We start from the raw sequence: 15,470 nt of genomic DNA on the forward strand, positions 1-15,470 counted from the left end.
TGTTAATTCTGTGAATTATTCAGCCACCCAGCGGCAACTTGGCCTCCGCCTGCTGCGCCTGCGCGAGCAGCGCGGCTACAGCCAGGCCGACCTGGCACGGGCGCTGGGGCTGTCGGCCAGCTACCTGAACCAGATCGAGCGCAACAAGCGCCCGCTGACGCCGGCGGTGCAGAAAAAGCTGGGTGAGGTATTGGGCGATGTTTCCTCACTGTTCGACGAAGATGAGCCCGCCGCGCTGCAGGAGGCACTGGGCGAGACCCTCCGCGACCTGGGCCTGGCCGAGGTGAGCGCCACCGAGCTGCGCGCCCTGGCCGGCAACCTGCCGCAGGTCAGCCGCGCCCTGCTGGACCTGCACCGCCGCCACCTGGCCCTGCGCGAACATGCCGCCGCCCTGGAATTCCAGCTGGGCGAGCCGGGTGCCGGCAGCACTCTGCCTGCCGGTGACCAGGTGCGCGAGTTCTTCAACCGCATGCACAACCACATCCCCGAGCTGGACGAACTGGCCGAGCGCCTGTTCGCCGAGTGGGGGTTGTCGCCCGGGCATGTGGCACCCCGGTTGCGCCAGCTGCTGGCCGACCGCCATGGCGTGCTGGTGGAAGTGGCCGCGCTGCAGGCCGGGCGCGAAAAGCGCCAGTACGACGCCGGCACGCGCCGGTTGTGGCTGCCGGACTACCTGGAGCCGGGCCAGCAGGCGTTCCAGATGGCGGCCGAGCTGGCCCTGCACGGCTACCTGCCGCAGATCGATGCGGTGGTGGCACGCGCCGGCTTCACCGATGAGGCACGCATCGCGCAGGCGCGGATTGGCTTGTCGAATTACTTCGCCGGTGCGTTGGTGATGCCGTACATGCGCTTCCTGCGGGCGGCCGAAGCCAGCAGCTACGACATCGAACTGCTGGCGCATCAGTTCGGTGTGGGCTTCGAAGCGGTCTGCCATCGGCTGAGCACGCTGGCACGGCGCAGCGCGCCCGGGCTGCCGTTCTTCTTCATCCGCGTGGACCGCGCCGGCAATGTGTCAAAGCGTCATTCGGCCACCGATTTCCATTTCTCGCAGGTGGGTGGTTCGTGCCCGCTGTGGATCGTCTACGAGGCGTTCAACCAGCCCGGCCGCATCCTGACCCAGACCGCGCGCATGCCCGACGGGCGACGCCATTTCTGGCTGGCGCGGCAGGTCAGCAGCGGGCCGGTCGGACATGGGCAGCCGCGCAAGACCTTCGCCGTGGCGCTGGGCTGCGATCTGCAGCATGCCGAACGGCTGGTGTATTCACTGGGGTTGGACGTGCAGAGCCCGGGCAATTCGGTGTCGATCGGGCCAGGTTGCCGGGTGTGCCCGCGCGAGGACTGCATGCAGCGCGCGTTCGCGCAGTTGCCGGGGCGATAGGGTTGGTTCGGCAGGGCTGCGCCCTGCACCTGCTTCAATCCAAGGCAACAGCAAAAGCAACAGCGGGCTTTCCGTGGGATGGCGGGGTGGATCCGGTTGCGGGGGACGCCGTAAACCCGTCCTTGGGGGCTTGGCCGCGGCATCCATGCCGCGGACACCCCCGCAACCGGACCCACCCCGCCTTCGACAGTTTCCCGCTGCTGTTGGTGGGTGCTGACCGTTGGTCGGCACGCTGCTCTTGGTGGGTGTCGACCTTGGTCGACACGGTAGATCCACGCCATGCGTGGATGCTCTTCGATGAATGTTCGAAATATTCGATTCCGATGGGGTTCCATCCACGCATGGCGTGGATCTACTAAACCTTTCGTGCGTAGGCTGCATCCCATTGCAATGCCCGCCCTGGAGACACCCCATGTCCTTGCTGCGCTCTTGCCTGGCCCTGCTGCTTGCTGCCACCGCCGCGCCGGCGTGGGCGACCTTTTCGATTGCGGCCTGCAATGAGGCCGGCGACTGCGGGGTGGCGGTGGCTACGCACAATCTGGCAGTCGGGGGCGTGGGGGTGCCGTGGGCACAGGCGAAGGTGGACGCGGTCGCCAGCCAGTTCGAGACCAACCCGACCTATGGCTCCAAAGGCCTTGAGCTGCTGGCCAAAGGACGCACGCCTGCGCAGGTGCTGAAGCAGCTGCTGGATGAAGACGGCAACTTCGATGGCACCACGCTTGCCGAACGACAGGTCGGACTGGTCAGCGCACGCGGCGGCAATGCGCAGTACACCGGCGCTACCGCGCAACAAGCGGATTGGGCAGGTGCGCAGGGTGAGGGGATGCTGAGCGTGCAGGGCAATGGGCTGGCCGGGCCGGAGGTGCTGGCCACGATGCAACGCGTCTTCGCCACCTCACGTGGGCCGCTGGCCGCGCGCTTGTTGGCGGCGCTGGAAGCGGGTCAGGCAGCGGGTGGTCAACGCAGCGGACAGTGGTCGGCGGCGCTGCTGGTGCGTACGCCCGGGGGCGACTGGCAGGACACCGACCTGCGCGTGGACGCCGACCCACATGCGGTGGCGAGGCTGCGCGAGCTGTACGACATGCGTCTGTCCAACGAGGCGATCATCCGCGCGGAGGAACGTTGGCAGACAGGTGATGTGGCGGGTGCGCGCGCGGCGCTGGCAACGTCGTTGTCACTGGCCCACGGCTGGGACCGCACCTGGGCGCGTGCTGCGCGCCTGGCCATGCGGCAGGGTGATACCGCGCTGGCCCGGGAATACCTCGCCGGCCTGCGCGCGCTCAATCCGGGCTGGGTGAAGCAGGAGCTGGCGTTGCCGTTGTATGCGCCGTTGCAGGGCGATGCGGTGGTGGAGCCGTGGCGATGAGGCAACGCAGGGGTCAGATCCGTTTTCCGTAGGAGAACGGATCTGACCCCGATTCGGGATGCATCCACGCATGGCGTGGATCTACCGAGGACCGGCTCAGTAGATCGGCGTCACCTTCATCTGCGGCAGCGGACGCGGTGCGCCGTCAGTGAGGTCCGGGCCCAGGTCCTCCCAGGTGCGACCCTGCTCGACCATCACCCCCCACAGCTGCTGCGAGGCCAGCCGCTTGTCTTCCGAGCCCAGCTTGTACGACGGCGGGGTCGGTTCACCGCGGGCAACCATCGAGTACGCCGCGCGGTAGGCCAGCACCTGCTGCGCCGGGTCATCGGTGCGCGCTACCTCCAGCGTGTAGCGCTGGTAGGCCGAGGCCAGGTTGCGCCAGCGGATCCAGTAGTGGTTCTCGAACGAGAACGAGCAGAAGCGCGCACCGGCCAGGCTGCCCTTGTCGGCGATGCGGGTCAGCACCTCCTGCGGCATGTCCAGGTTCATGCCACCTTCGTCGCCCTGCAGGCTGACATGCACGATGCGGTCGCGGTAACCCGGTGCGCGCGCCTGCAGCAGATCGCGCCAGTTCTGCATGGTCGCCACCACCGCGAACAGGAAACGACCCAGTTCGGCAGCGGCCAGCGGCGTGGCGATCGACTGGTAGGTGCGCTGCCAGCCATGCCGGTTCTCGGTCGGCAGGAACACCGCATGTTCCAGCGCCTGGCGGCCGCTGCTGCCATGACTCACGTCGTCGGCGTGCTGCGGGTAGACCAGGTTGATGGCAAAGGTCGGCCAACGCGGCAGGGCCGCGTCGAAGAGGTGGATCGGGAAGTTGCTGCTGATGCCGCCATCGGAGAACCAGCAGATGCGGAAGGCGGTGATCACCGGGCCGCAGGCCTGCCCGGCGCTGGTCAGCCCTTCCATGCTGTCGGCCACGTTGTGCTCGGGGTCGGCCGCCGGCGCAGTCGGCTCGCAGCGACGCTCGCGGCGCGAAGGTTCGTGCAGCGGCACGGCGCTGATCAGCAGCGGGAAGCTCAGGCTCATGCGCGTGGCCACCAGCACCGGCAGCTGCGGGCCCGGCGGCAGGTGGTAGTACTGTCGTCCCTCCACGTCCAGCGGCGGTCCGGCCTGCGTCACCAGCCACTGCACCACGCTGGCCGGGAACAGCTGCTCGAACTCCTCGCGCAGGAACCAGAACTGCGCGCCACCCAGCGGCAGCGTGCGCGGCTCGTTGTGCGACACGCAGGTGGTGATCATCTGCAGGCTGATCGCATGCGGGCTGTCCGGTTCGCCGGCATAGCGCGGTGCGTCGTGCAGGTCCGCGAAGGTCAGCGGGGCATCCAGCGGCTTGCCGGACAATTGCTGCAGGCACGTGTGCAACCACTCGGTCAATGCCGGCTTGCGCGCATCGCGGCCGAGACCGCTGCACAGGCCCAGCAGGTTGCGCCGTGCCACCCGCGCGACCCGCAGCGCGGCACCGGCAACGCCCGCACCGTAGGCGCACAGCAGCGACGGCAGCAACGTGGCGGCCACGCCGCTCCAGCCGCCGCCCCACCAGCCCAGGCCCAGCAGCAACGCCAGCGACACCAGCACCTCAAGCGGCGCGATCTCGAACACCGCGATGGCCAGGCACAGCAGCTTATGCGGCAGGCTGGCATTGCCGGTCAGCACCACCAGCAGCCGATACGCCGCACGCGCACCGCGCGCCGGCTGGAACAGGCTGTAGATGAAACCGCGCCGCGACAGCTGCGTCGACACCGCCGACAAGCCGCCATAGCCCGCGTCGCCGGGCAGGTGCTCACCGGCCTGCTGGCGGCGATCACCGCAGGCCGCCGCAGCCGCCACCGCCGCGGCGATGGCGCCGGCCGAGGTGCCGCCGATGCTCTTGAAGCGATACTCGCGGGCCAGCGCCAGTACCGCATTGGGGTACACGATGCCGCTGGTGATGCCGCCTTTCATGACCAGATCGCAGTACTTGTCCGCCACTATCCTGCCCCCGCTGACTGTGCCCGAGATGCCATCCGACGCTACGGATGCAGTATGACGCGAAGCCTTCTCACCGCCTGAGAACCCGCCCACGGAAGCGCCACTGGCCGCCTCCAGCGGTACATGGCGGCAGCATGAAACCGAGGCATCCACGCACGGCGTGGATCCACCGCTCAGGCCCGGCCGGCAATCAACGCTGCTGCGGACAGAGCGCCACGCGCTTGCTGCCCGCATCGATCAGCACCACCGCGTCCTGCAGTGCGTGCGCGCCGATCACCGCCTCCGGGTAGTGATCAGAGACGCGCACGTCGAGATTGCGAAGCGTCAGGCCACCGACCACCAGCGGCACGTCCAGCCGTGCCCGGCCGCTCTGGATCCGGCCGTGGCTGAGGGCCAGTGGTTCGCCCGCGACAACCGTGCCGCTGGCTGCACGCTCATGGAGTGCAGCAGGCAGCACCAGCGCCACGTTTGCGCCGGTATCCAACTGTGCTTCGGTCGTAACCGTGCCGATCTGCACCGGAATGCGGAAGGCCCGCGTGTAAGCCAGCGTGCCCGGCTGCCCCGGCAGCAATCGATGGTCGCGGCGAAAGCGCAGCCGCTTGCGTGGGAAGTCGAGCAGCAGCAGGCCATCGTCGAAGAAATCGCGCGCCAGGATCCCATCGAAGGCGGCGGCCTCGGACTGTCGGGCGTTGTAGTCGCGGGTGATCGCCACCACGTCCTGGCGGCGCACGCCACCAAGGGCGAGCGCATCGAAGCGGACCGTAGCGGCATCGGCGGTGCGCACGCCATCGGAATGAGAGGCGGTGCCCCCCATTGGCAGATTCAGCGCGCGCACCAGGCGGGTATCGGCACGTGCCACACCACTCGCACCGGTATCGACGGCGAAGCGGAACGTACCTGCGTCATTGACCTGCACCTGCAGGTAGATGCGCCCATCGACAACCTCGAACGGAACATCGATGACGGTTTCACCGGGCGCAGTGGCCAATGCACATGCCGGGCCAGGTGAAGGCAGTGCATGGGCCCATCCGGAAAGGCAGAGCAGCCCCATCGCCCATACGGGCAGGCAGCGCCGCCTGGCACGGGTCGGGGCAGTTGGATGCCCGGTGCGGGCGTGTGGGTGCGTTGCGGCAAGACTGTCCATGGGCAGGGTTCCAAGCGGTCCTGCAGCATGGATGCGCCACGGGCCCGCACGGTTGCACCCTGCGGACCTTGACCATCGCCGCCAACGGGTTCACCGTGCACACGCCGAAGGTATCCTTCCCGACGTTTCGATAACGGGATGGATTTAAACGGGAATCCGGTGAAGGCGCCTCGCGCGCCCATTCCGGAGCTGCCCCGCAGCGGTGAATGGAAACGAATCCTGCCAACAGCACTGGGCACATGCCTGGGAAGCGGCAGGTAGTAGGTGGGCTGCGGCCCGTGTCCATCAGCCCGAATACCGGCCACGGCCGGGGGACACGACCGTCCCCTGATTCGACCTGGACTCTCCGCGGGGAGGGTGCCGGGGCCGCCGTTGTCCTGCGCGTGCAGGCAGCGCGGCCGCGCGCGTCCTTTTCACGGTATCCGGCCCGCCCTGTTCCACCCACGCGCTGATGCATGGGCCACCGTCGCTGCCGGCGGTCCATGCGGTACCTGACGATGACCGATCTCCAACGCCCCACCCTGACCCTGCCCGCCGACGGCAAGCGCCTGCTGCTGCATTCGTGCTGCGCGCCCTGTTCGGGCGAAGTGATGGAGGCGATCACCGCCTCCGGGATCGACTACGCGATCTTCTTCTACAACCCCAACATCCACCCGGTGAAGGAGTACGAGCTGCGCAAGCAGGAGAACATCCGCTTCGCCGAGCAGCACGGCATTCCCTTCATCGATTGCGACTACGACACCGACAACTGGTTCAGCCGTGCGCGTGGCATGGAGAACGAGCCCGAGCGCGGTATCCGCTGCACGATGTGCTTCGACATGCGTTTCGAGCGCACCGCGCTGTACGCGCATGAACACGGCTACGACACCATCAGCTCGTCGCTGGGCATCTCGCGCTGGAAGAACATGACGCAGATCAACGACTGCGGCATCCGCGCCGCATCGCGCTATGAAGGCCTGCAGTACTGGGACTACAACTGGCGCAAGGGTGGCGGTGCCAGCCGCATGATCGAGATCAGCAAGCGCGAGCAGTTCTACCAGCAGGAATACTGCGGCTGCGTGTACTCGCTGCGCGATGCCAACCGCCATCGCCGCGAGAACGGCCGGGAGCGGATCAGGATCGGCCTGCTGTACTACGGGCAGGACGCTGAGACGCCGCAGGGCGATTGACCTGCGCCGCCGGGGCGGCCACGCTGGTCGCCCCCTTGTGATGTAGTGGATCTGCCATGACCGCCCTGCCCGCCGATGTCGCCCTGCTGGTGATCGACCTGCAGCCGGACTTCATGCCCGGTGGCGCGCTGGCCTGCGACCAGGGCGATGCGCTGGTGGCACCGATTGCCGGACTGCTGGCACAGCGCCGCTACCGCACGGTGGTGGCCACCCAGGACTGGCACCCGGCCGGCCACGCCTCCTTCGCCAGCCAGCACCCCGGCAAGCGTCCGTTCGAGACCATCCTCCTGCACGCGCAGCCGCAGACGCTGTGGCCCGACCATTGCGTGCAGGGCAGCGATGGCGCCGCGCTGCACCCGGGCGTGGACTGGACCGTGGCCGACCTGATCCTGCGCAAGGGCACGCGCCAACAGGTGGATTCGTACAGCGCCTTCCGCGAGAACCACGGCCCCGATGGCGAGCGCCCGGCCACCGGCCTGGCCGGCTGGCTGCACGAGCGCCGCATCCGCGAAGTGCACGTGTGCGGCCTGGCCCGCGACTACTGCGTGCTGTGGAGCGCGCAGGACGCGGTGAAGTCCGGCTTCCGGGTGAAGTTCCTGTGGGAGCTGACCAAACCGGTGACCGAGGCCAACGACGCAATGGTGCGCGAGGCGCTGGGGAAGGCGGGAATCGCGATCGCCTGACCGACATCGGTAGTGCCGGCCGCTGGCCGGCAACCCCGGGATCCCTGCTGTTGCCGACCCGCGGCCGGCACTACCGGAACACCACCGTGCGGTGCCCGTTGAGCAGGATGCGGTGCTCGACATGCCTGCGCACGGCACGCGCCAGCACCAGCGATTCGGTGTCACTGCCCAGCCGCACCAGCTCACGCGGTGCCATGGCGTGGTCCACACGCGCGACGTCCTGTTCGATGATCGGACCTTCGTCCAGATCCTCGGTGACGTAGTGCGCGGTGGCGCCGATGATCTTGACCCCGCGCGCGTGCGCCTGGTGATAAGGCTGCGCGCCCTTGAAGCTGGGCAGGAAGCTGTGGTGGATGTTGATCGCACGGCCCGCCAGCGCGCGGCACAGCGTGGGCGACAGGATCTGCATGTAGCGCGCCAGCACCACCAGGTCGATGCGCTCGCGCTCGACCAGGTCGATGATCTGCTGCTCCTGCACCGCGCGCGTTTCCGCGTTCACCGGCAGATGATGGAACGGCACCTGGTAGGACGCGGCCAGCGGCGCGAAGTCGGCATGGTTGGACGCCACTGCGGCGATGTCCACCTTCAGCTGGCCGCTGTGGGCACGGAACAGCAGATCGTTGAGGCAGTGCCCCTGCTTGCTGACCAGCACCAGCAGCCGCGCGCGGCGTCGGCCATCGTGCAGCTGCCAGTCCATGCCGAAGCCTTCGGCGAGCGTGGCCATGGCCGTGTGCACGGTCTCCAGCGGCAGGCTGGCGTCGCGGTCGAAGTGCACGCGCAGGAAGAAGCGGCCGCTTTCCTCATCGCCGAACTGCTGCGCGTCGAGGATGTTGCAGCCGTGGTCGAACAGAAGGCCGGACACGCGGTAGACGATGCCGGTGCGGTCGGGGCAGGACAGAGTAAGAATGGAATCGGGGCGCATCTTCCGAGTGTAGGGCAGCGACCTGCCTGCCGGATCGATGGTCTCCGATGCAACCGAACTGCTTGGTTCAGTCCCAAGCGATACTTGGGCGTCCCCATGGCAAGCTGGTCGGTCATGAACCTGTTGCAACTGATCCGCAGCTTCACCCGCACCGCAGAGACCGGCAGCATTGCCGCCGCGGCCCGCATCCTTGGCATCAGCGCCACCGCAGTCGGCCAGAACATCAACCGTCTGGAGGCCCATCTGGGCGTACGGTTGCTGAACCGAAGCACGCGCCAGCTGGCCCTCAGCGAGGCCGGTGCGCTGTACCTGGCCCAGGTGCGCCACATCGAAGCCGACCTGGCACGCGCGCAGGCCATGGTCACCGCCGGCGACATCGAACCGGCCGGGCCACTGCGCATCGCCAGCAGCAGCGCGTTCGGTCGCCACGTGCTTGCACCGTTGCTGCCGTCGCTGCAGCAGCGCTATCCACAACTGCAGCTGGAGCTTCGCCTGACCGACCGCGCCGTGCAGCACGGGCCGGAAGCGGTGGATGCCAGCATCCGCATCGGTGCGCAGCTGGAGGACGGCGTAGTCGCACGGCAGCTGGCGCGCGTGCCCTTCGTGTTCTGTGCCTCACCGGCCTACCTGACGGCACACGGCACCCCGCAGCAACCCTCCGACCTGGGCAGCCATCGTGGTCTGCTGCACCGCTTCCCCACCGATGGCCGACCATTGCGCTGGGGCCTGCTGAAGGACGGCCAGCGCGTGGACGCCGCGCTGCCACCGAGCATGGTCTGTGATGACATCGATGCGCTGGCGACGCTGGCGGCGGCCGGTGCCGGCATTACCCGGCTGGCCGCATTCGTGGCCGAGCCGTACCTGCGCGATGGCCGCCTGCAGGCGGTGTTCGGCGCCAACACCGCGTGGCGCCCGGAACCGATGGAGGTCTACTTCTGCGTCAGCGACCGCCGCGACTTCACCGCCAAGATCCGCGCGCTGTTCGAGCACCTGCAGGCCGGCATCACGCCGGCCTGGCGGGTGTGAGCCTCAGCGTGCCTTGAATCAGCGTGCCTTGAACACGCCACGCGCGTCGCGCGGCTCGCAGCGCAGGTACTGCGGCGCCGGTTCCACGCTGTCGCGCAATGCAGCAGCAGCGTGCCACGGCCAGCGCGGGTCGTAGAGGATGCCGCGTGCCAGCGCGACCGCATCGGCGTGGCGATGGCGCAGGATCGATTCGGCCTGCTCCGGTTCGGTGATCATGCCCACGGCGATGACCGGCATGCGCACCTTGGCCTTGATCGCCGCCGCGAACGGCACCTGGTAACCCGGACCGACGGTGATCTTCTGGCGCTCGTCCAGGCCACCGCTGGAAACGTGCAGGAAGTTGCAGCCGCGCGCATCCATCACCTGCGCCAGCGCTTCGCTCTGCACCAGATCCCAACCACCGTCGACCCAGTCGCTGGCGGAAATGCGCACGCCCACAGCGACCTTGTCGGACACTGCCGCACGCACGGCATCGAACACTTCCACCAGCAGACGCAGGCGGTTCGGCAACGAGCCACCGTAGCCGTCGGTGCGGCGGTTGCTCAGCGGCGACAGGAACTGGTGCAGCAGGTAACCGTGGGCCGCATGCAGCTCGATCAGCTCGAAGCCCAGGCGCTCGGCGCGCACGGCGCTGGCGGCGAAGGCAGCGACGACTTCGGCAATGCCGGCCTCATCCAGTTCCTGCGGCGCCGGATCGGCTGCGTGGAACGGCAGCGGCGACGGCGCCACGGTGGCCCAGCCACGCGCATCATCGGCCGGCAGCTGGCCGCCGCCATCCCACGGGCGCTTCACCGACGCCTTGCGACCGGCGTGGCCGAGCTGGATACCCAGCGGCATCGGCGACCAGCGGCGGACGCTGGCCAGTACCTGTGCCAGTGCCGCTTCGGTGCCGTCATCCCACAGGCCCAGGTCGGCCCAGCTGATGCGGCCACGCGGCTCGACCGCGGTGGCTTCCAGGATCAGCAGGCCGGCGCCGGACTGCGCCAGGTTGCCCAGGTGCATGGCATGCCAGTCGCTGGCGCGGCCGTCTTCGGCGGAGTACTGGCACATCGGCGCGATGACGATGCGGTTGGACAGGGTCAGGGGGCCGAACGAGATCGGCGAAAACAGCTGGCTCAAGACGGTGATGAACGACGAAGGGGGTGCGTATTGCACCGCCGCACGGCCTGCGAATCAACCGTCTGGATGGATCGCTGTTTCGCGGGGGCGGGTCACCGGTAGCGCCGGGCACGGCCCGGCGCTACCGGGTCGCAAAACCCGCCAACGCCTCGGCGCAGTCCCGCTCATCCTTGAACTGCAGCAGGTCGTCGGCGCGGGTGCGGCCACGGTTCAGCGCCGCCACCGGCAGTCCTGCCCTGGCCGCTGCCTGCACGAAGCGGAAGCCGGAATAGACCATCAGCGACGAGCCCACCACCAGCACGGCGTCTGCCTGCTGCAGGTGCCCATGCACCGCCTCCACGCGGTCCCGCGGCACGTTTTCACCGAAGAACACCACGTCCGGCTTCAGCAGGCCGCCACAGTACGGGCAACCGGGCACCACGAAGCTGGAGAAATCGGTCTCCAGATCGGCATCGCCGTCGGGGGCGATGCCAGCCTCCAGGGCATCCCAGCCGGGATTGGCGTCCAGCAGGCGCTGCTGGAAGTCCTCGCGGCCGCTACGGCGCTCGCAGCCCATGCAGCGCACCAGGTCCAGGCGGCCATGCAGGTCGATCACGTTGCGGCTGCCGGCGCGCTGGTGCAGGCCGTCCACGTTCTGGGTCAGCAGTACCTGCAGCTTGCCGCTGTTTTCCAGTGCGGCCAGGGCCTGGTGGGTACCATTGGGCCGTGCCAGGCCGAACCGCGGCCAGCCCAGCAGGCTGCGCGCCCAGTAGCGCTGGCGGGTGGCCGCTTCGCCCATGAACGCCTGGTAGGTCACCGGTGGCGTACGTTTCCACTGGCCGTCGGTATCGCGGTAATCGGGAATGCCCGAGGCGGTGCTGCAACCGGCACCGGTCAGCACGAACAGGCGCTGGGCGCGGTCGATGAAGTCGGTCAGCGGCAGGGTCATGGGTACCAGATGGGGGCGCATGCGCGCCCCGGCAAGCGCCGGTCCAGTCGGCCGGGTCAGGCCACCGGCAGGGGTGGCACTGCGATCGGATGGCCTTCCTCGTCCAGCGCGATCATCACGAAGTGGCCGCGGGTACACAGCTTGCGCTCGCCGCTGTGCAGGTCTTCGGCGACCAGCTCCACCTCGACCTTCATCGAGCTGCGGCCGACTTCGACGATGCGGCCGATGGTTTCCACCATCTGGCCGATGCGGATCGGCAGCTTGAAGTCGACCTGGTCGCTGCGCGCGGTCACCACGGTGCGGCGCGAGTAGCGCGCAGCGGCCAGGAAGGCGGCCTTGTCCATCCACGCCAGCGCCTGGCCACCGAACAGGGTGCCGAGGTGGTTGGTGTGGTTCGGGAAGACGATTTCGGCCATGCGCACTTCGGTGGGCGGCACGGTCTCGGGGATCGGGGTCATGGGGGTGCTTCGGTGTGTGGGGTCCGGTAATTTTATGCGACCGGCGTGACGGCCATCGGAACGCATGTGCAATGGCCACCTGGCAGCGGTGCCTGCGCAGGCACCGCCCGTGGCAGGCGCTACACTGCGCCACGCCCACCGCCAGGACCGCCCATGCCCGCCACTTCCGACCTTCTGGCTTTTGCACTGGTCTCGCTGGCCATGGTGATCACGCCCGGGCCGAACATGATCTACGTCATCTCGCGCTCGATCTGCCAGGGGCCCATGGCGGGACTGATCTCGCTGGGCGGGGTGGCGCTGGGCTTCGTGTTCTACATGCTGTGTGCGGCGCTGGGCATTACCGCCCTGCTGATGACGGTACCGTTTGCCTACGACGCGCTGCGCATCGGCGGCGCGCTGTACCTGCTGTACCTGGCGTGGCAGGCGCTCAAGCCGGGTGGCCGTTCGCCGTTCGCGGTGCGCGACCTGCCGCAGGACAGCCCGCGCAAGCTGTTCACGATGGGCTTTCTGACCAATCTGCTGAACCCGAAGGTGGCCGTGATGTACCTGTCGCTGCTGCCGCAGTTCCTGCATCCCGACGGCGAAGGCAGTGTGCTGATGCAGTCGATCGTGCTGGGCTCCACCCAGATCCTGGTCAGCGTCAGCGTGAACGGCATGATCGCGCTGACTGCAGGCAGCATCGCCGGCTTCCTGGCTGCGCGCCCGACCTGGCAGGTGGTGCAGCGCTGGCTGATGGGCACGGTGCTGGCCGGGCTGGCGGTACGCATGGCGGTGGAAGGACGGCGCTGATCGCGGCGTGCCCTCCAGGCGATACGCCCAGCCCCGTGATCAGAACAGTTCGGCGTGGTAGAAGCTCGGTTGTGCCGACCAGGCCTTGATATCGCCACATTGCGGCACGCTGGTGTAGTACAGGCGGATGGGAATGGCGGAGACCTTCGCACTCATCAGCATGGCGTAGGTTGCCTTGCAGACCTCCGTCGGCATGCTGAAATCGCCTTTGCTGACGATGTTGCAGACAGCGTGGATGGGCGAGGCGGTGGTTGCCACGAACACCTTGCCGCTGGCATCGATGGAAACGTTGGCCACCTTGGAATCGCAGTTCGTGCCATGGGCCAGGGACGGACAGGCGACCAGGACGGCGAACAGTCCTCCCATCCATCCACGAAACACGGTCTTGCGGGTTGCTGTTCCAGGCACTGCAGTCTCCATTGCGACCTCCAGGGTCCATTCAATTCCACCACCATGGTGGGAACACGCGTACGGGAACGCGGCGCTGGGATTGTCCGCGCGTCATTCCTGCCGTGGCGTCCCCTCTTCCTGTCCAGGCACGGCATGGGTACGACGTACCGCCGCCGCCGGAGTCCAGCGAGAATAGCCCATCTTGTTGATGCGCAACAAAAAACCCCGGCATTGGCCGGGGTTCTTCGTTGCGACAGGCCTGACCGGTCCGATCAGAAGTTCATGTCGAAGGCCACTTCGCCCTGCACGCCAACCTGGTAGGCCGAGACGCGGCGTTCGAAGAAGTTGGTCAGTTCCTGCACGTCCTGCAGTTCCATGAACGGCAGCGGGTTGCGCACGTTGTACTTCTTTTCCATGCCCAGCTTGGCGAAATGCTGGTCGGCGCAGTGCTGCAGGTACTGGCGCATGTCGCGGGTGGAAATGCCGGCCACGCCGCCGGACAGCACGTCCTCGGCGAACTGCACTTCGCATTCGATGGCTTCGGCCAGCATGTCGTAGACCTGCTGCTTCATCTCTTCGTCGAACAGGTCCGGTTCTTCCTCACGCACCACGCGCACCGACTCGAACGCGAACTCCATGTGCGCGCTCTCGTCGCGGAACACCCAGTTGGTGCCCGAGGCCAGGCCCGGCAGCAGGCCGCGCGAACGGAAGTAGTACACGTAGGCGAAGGCCGCGAAGAAGAACAGGCCTTCGATGCACGCGGCGAAGCAGATCTGGTTCAGCAGGAACTGGCGGCGCTCGGCACGGGTCTCGATGCGCTTCAGGTCCTGGATCGAGTCGATCCACTTGAAGCAGAAGTCGGCCTTCTTCTTGATCGAGTCGATGTTCTCCACCGCGGCGAAGGCTTTGACACGCTCTTCCGGGTCCGGCAGGTAGTTGTCGAGCAGGGTCAGGTAGAACTGCACGTGCAGCGCTTCTTCATACAGCTGGCGCGACAGGTACATGCGCGCTTCGGGCGCATTCAAGTGCTGGTACAGGTTCAGCACCAGGTTGTTGGAGACGATCGAATCGCCGGTGGCGAAGAACGCGACCAGGCGGTGGATCAGGTGGCGCTCACCCGGCGACATCTTGCTGTGCAGGTCGGTGATGTCGATCTGGAAGTTGATCTCTTCCACCGTCCAGGTGTTCTTGATCGCATTCCGGTACATGTCATAGAACTGCGGGTAGCGCATCGGGCGCAGGGTCAGTTCAAAACCGGGATCGAGCAGCATCTGCTTGCTGGTGGCTGATGTCATTTATATATCTCTTCAATTTCTGCCGGGCCGAGGCGGCCCGGCGGCTGGTCCAATATTAGTCCAAATCTACGCTGCGGCTGATCCGCTAAACCACCGAATCGCGATCTCCTCGCATGCCGCCTCAATGTCCTTCATCTTCCTGACGTGCGCCTTCGGCGCAACCGTCACGGATGAAGTTGGTACGTCAACGACGTAACACTTTCGGTAATCCACATGCGAGTTGCCTTTTTCGAGCTCCATGTAAACACGCATCGCCGTAGCAACGTACTCCGCGCCAACTGAGGTCAAAGGCGAAGTCTTGGGGAAATGAAGTTTGAGAGCCCCTTCAATCTCGCCAGTCATCCAGTTCCGCAGATAGATATCAGGTCGGACAGATACGTACACACCAGCGATCTTCATGCCTTGAGAAGTTGTGCTTGGCATAGACACTGCAACGCAGTCACCAAGATCAATGTCATCGACGGCCTCAATGAAGCTCTCAATGGCATCGGCGGAAGCGATTCGGTCGTTGATAGCAAACTCAGAACCCTCGCGGCTCTTGCGAAGCCGAGAAGCCACGGACAACAATCCGGCACGATCACTCATACCGGAGACGACGAAATCAACAATCGCCTCTCGAGCATCTTTGTAGCGCGCCGCAATAAAAGGCTGCGGCGTCTGTTGATCTAAAACGATACGTTTGCGTCGCGATGGTGTCGGCGCCGTCATGTACTCGCCAAGCTTGTTCAAACTGATTCGAGGATCTTGCATTGGCTAACTCCTTGGAATCGTGCTGAGACCGTTTGCACAACCGATGACTAGGCAAGCTAGGTGGGCTGGGCTACATGAAGTA

15 protein-coding genes and 1 riboswitch are annotated in these 15,470 nt (G+C 66.7%); of the genes, 6 read left to right on the plus strand and 9 right to left on the minus strand.

Going from position 1 to position 15,470, the window contains the following annotated elements; genetic code table 11:
• Nucleotides 1-10 precede the first annotated feature (10 nt).
• Entirely contained in the window at nucleotides 11-1,378 is a 1,368-nt protein-coding gene (locus AC5P57_RS18180; protein WP_262235814.1) for a helix-turn-helix domain-containing protein, read from the plus strand.
• Nucleotides 1,379-1,790: 412 nt separating this feature from the next.
• A complete protein-coding gene (locus AC5P57_RS18185) occupies nucleotides 1,791-2,744 on the plus strand; it encodes a DUF1028 domain-containing protein (protein ID WP_262235815.1) in 954 nt (317 codons plus the stop codon).
• 96 nt (nucleotides 2,745-2,840) lie between these two features.
• On the opposite strand, the gene AC5P57_RS18190 is transcribed toward AC5P57_RS18185, so the two are convergent.
• Nucleotides 2,841-4,688: an RpoH suppressor gene (locus AC5P57_RS18190; RefSeq protein WP_495219737.1), complete on the minus strand. Its 1,848-nt coding sequence runs from the start codon at nucleotides 4,686-4,688 to the stop codon at nucleotides 2,841-2,843.
• A 217-nt stretch (nucleotides 4,689-4,905) separates the two neighbouring features.
• Nucleotides 4,906-5,703: an aspartyl protease family protein gene (locus AC5P57_RS18195; protein WP_262235817.1), complete on the minus strand. Its 798-nt coding sequence runs from the start codon at nucleotides 5,701-5,703 to the stop codon at nucleotides 4,906-4,908.
• Between the two features lie 261 nt (nucleotides 5,704-5,964).
• A riboswitch (cobalamin riboswitch) is annotated at nucleotides 5,965-6,179 on the plus strand.
• 162 nt (nucleotides 6,180-6,341) lie between these two features.
• Between AC5P57_RS18195 and AC5P57_RS18200 the strand changes: the two genes are divergently transcribed.
• Both AC5P57_RS18200 and pncA read left to right on the plus strand, forming a co-directional pair.
• Nucleotides 6,342-7,028, plus strand: a complete 687-nt coding sequence (locus tag AC5P57_RS18200; protein ID WP_428843486.1) for an epoxyqueuosine reductase QueH — start codon at nucleotides 6,342-6,344, stop codon at nucleotides 7,026-7,028.
• A 56-nt stretch (nucleotides 7,029-7,084) separates the two neighbouring features.
• Complete coding sequence (gene pncA, locus AC5P57_RS18205) at nucleotides 7,085-7,711, plus strand: bifunctional nicotinamidase/pyrazinamidase (RefSeq protein ID WP_099551536.1); 627 nt, start codon at nucleotides 7,085-7,087, stop codon at nucleotides 7,709-7,711.
• Nucleotides 7,712-7,781: 70 nt separating this feature from the next.
• On the opposite strand, the gene purU is transcribed toward pncA, so the two are convergent.
• Nucleotides 7,782-8,633, minus strand: coding sequence for a formyltetrahydrofolate deformylase (purU, locus tag AC5P57_RS18210; protein ID WP_099551537.1), 852 nt, complete (start codon nucleotides 8,631-8,633; stop codon nucleotides 7,782-7,784).
• A 114-nt stretch (nucleotides 8,634-8,747) separates the two neighbouring features.
• Between purU and AC5P57_RS18215 the strand changes: the two genes are divergently transcribed.
• Nucleotides 8,748-9,659: a LysR family transcriptional regulator gene (locus tag AC5P57_RS18215; protein ID WP_099551538.1), complete on the plus strand. Its 912-nt coding sequence runs from the start codon at nucleotides 8,748-8,750 to the stop codon at nucleotides 9,657-9,659.
• A gap of 18 nt (nucleotides 9,660-9,677) precedes the next feature.
• Here AC5P57_RS18215 and AC5P57_RS18220 read toward each other — a convergent pair whose 3' ends face one another.
• The 3 genes from AC5P57_RS18220 to AC5P57_RS18230 all read right to left on the minus strand — a co-directional run bounded on the left by AC5P57_RS18220 (nucleotide 9,678) and on the right by AC5P57_RS18230 (nucleotide 12,164).
• Entirely contained in the window at nucleotides 9,678-10,778 is a 1,101-nt protein-coding gene (locus tag AC5P57_RS18220) for an NADH:flavin oxidoreductase/NADH oxidase (protein ID WP_111112503.1), read from the minus strand.
• Nucleotides 10,779-10,899: 121 nt separating this feature from the next.
• Nucleotides 10,900-11,706: an NAD-dependent protein deacetylase gene (locus AC5P57_RS18225; protein ID WP_262235818.1), complete on the minus strand. Its 807-nt coding sequence runs from the start codon at nucleotides 11,704-11,706 to the stop codon at nucleotides 10,900-10,902.
• Between the two features lie 56 nt (nucleotides 11,707-11,762).
• Nucleotides 11,763-12,164 carry an acyl-CoA thioesterase gene (locus AC5P57_RS18230; protein WP_049435481.1) on the minus strand — a complete coding sequence of 134 codons (402 nt, stop codon included), beginning with the start codon at nucleotides 12,162-12,164 and terminating at the stop codon, nucleotides 11,763-11,765.
• A 153-nt stretch (nucleotides 12,165-12,317) separates the two neighbouring features.
• On the opposite strand from AC5P57_RS18230, the gene AC5P57_RS18235 reads away from it, so the two are divergent.
• Complete coding sequence (locus AC5P57_RS18235; protein WP_099551541.1) at nucleotides 12,318-12,953, plus strand: LysE family translocator; 636 nt, start codon at nucleotides 12,318-12,320, stop codon at nucleotides 12,951-12,953.
• Nucleotides 12,954-12,992: 39 nt separating this feature from the next.
• On the opposite strand, the gene AC5P57_RS18240 is transcribed toward AC5P57_RS18235, so the two are convergent.
• The 3 genes from AC5P57_RS18240 to AC5P57_RS18250 form a co-directional block, all read right to left on the minus strand.
• Nucleotides 12,993-13,373, minus strand: coding sequence for a hypothetical protein (locus AC5P57_RS18240; RefSeq protein ID WP_099551542.1), 381 nt, complete (start codon nucleotides 13,371-13,373; stop codon nucleotides 12,993-12,995).
• A gap of 242 nt (nucleotides 13,374-13,615) precedes the next feature.
• Nucleotides 13,616-14,638, minus strand: coding sequence for a ribonucleotide-diphosphate reductase subunit beta (locus AC5P57_RS18245; protein ID WP_262235819.1), 1,023 nt, complete (start codon nucleotides 14,636-14,638; stop codon nucleotides 13,616-13,618).
• A gap of 66 nt (nucleotides 14,639-14,704) precedes the next feature.
• A complete protein-coding gene (locus AC5P57_RS18250) occupies nucleotides 14,705-15,388 on the minus strand; it encodes a hypothetical protein (RefSeq protein ID WP_262235820.1) in 684 nt (227 codons plus the stop codon).
• Between the last annotated feature and the right edge of the window lie 82 nt (nucleotides 15,389-15,470).

The organism is Stenotrophomonas sp. YJH_SMC_79 (assembly GCF_059367995.1).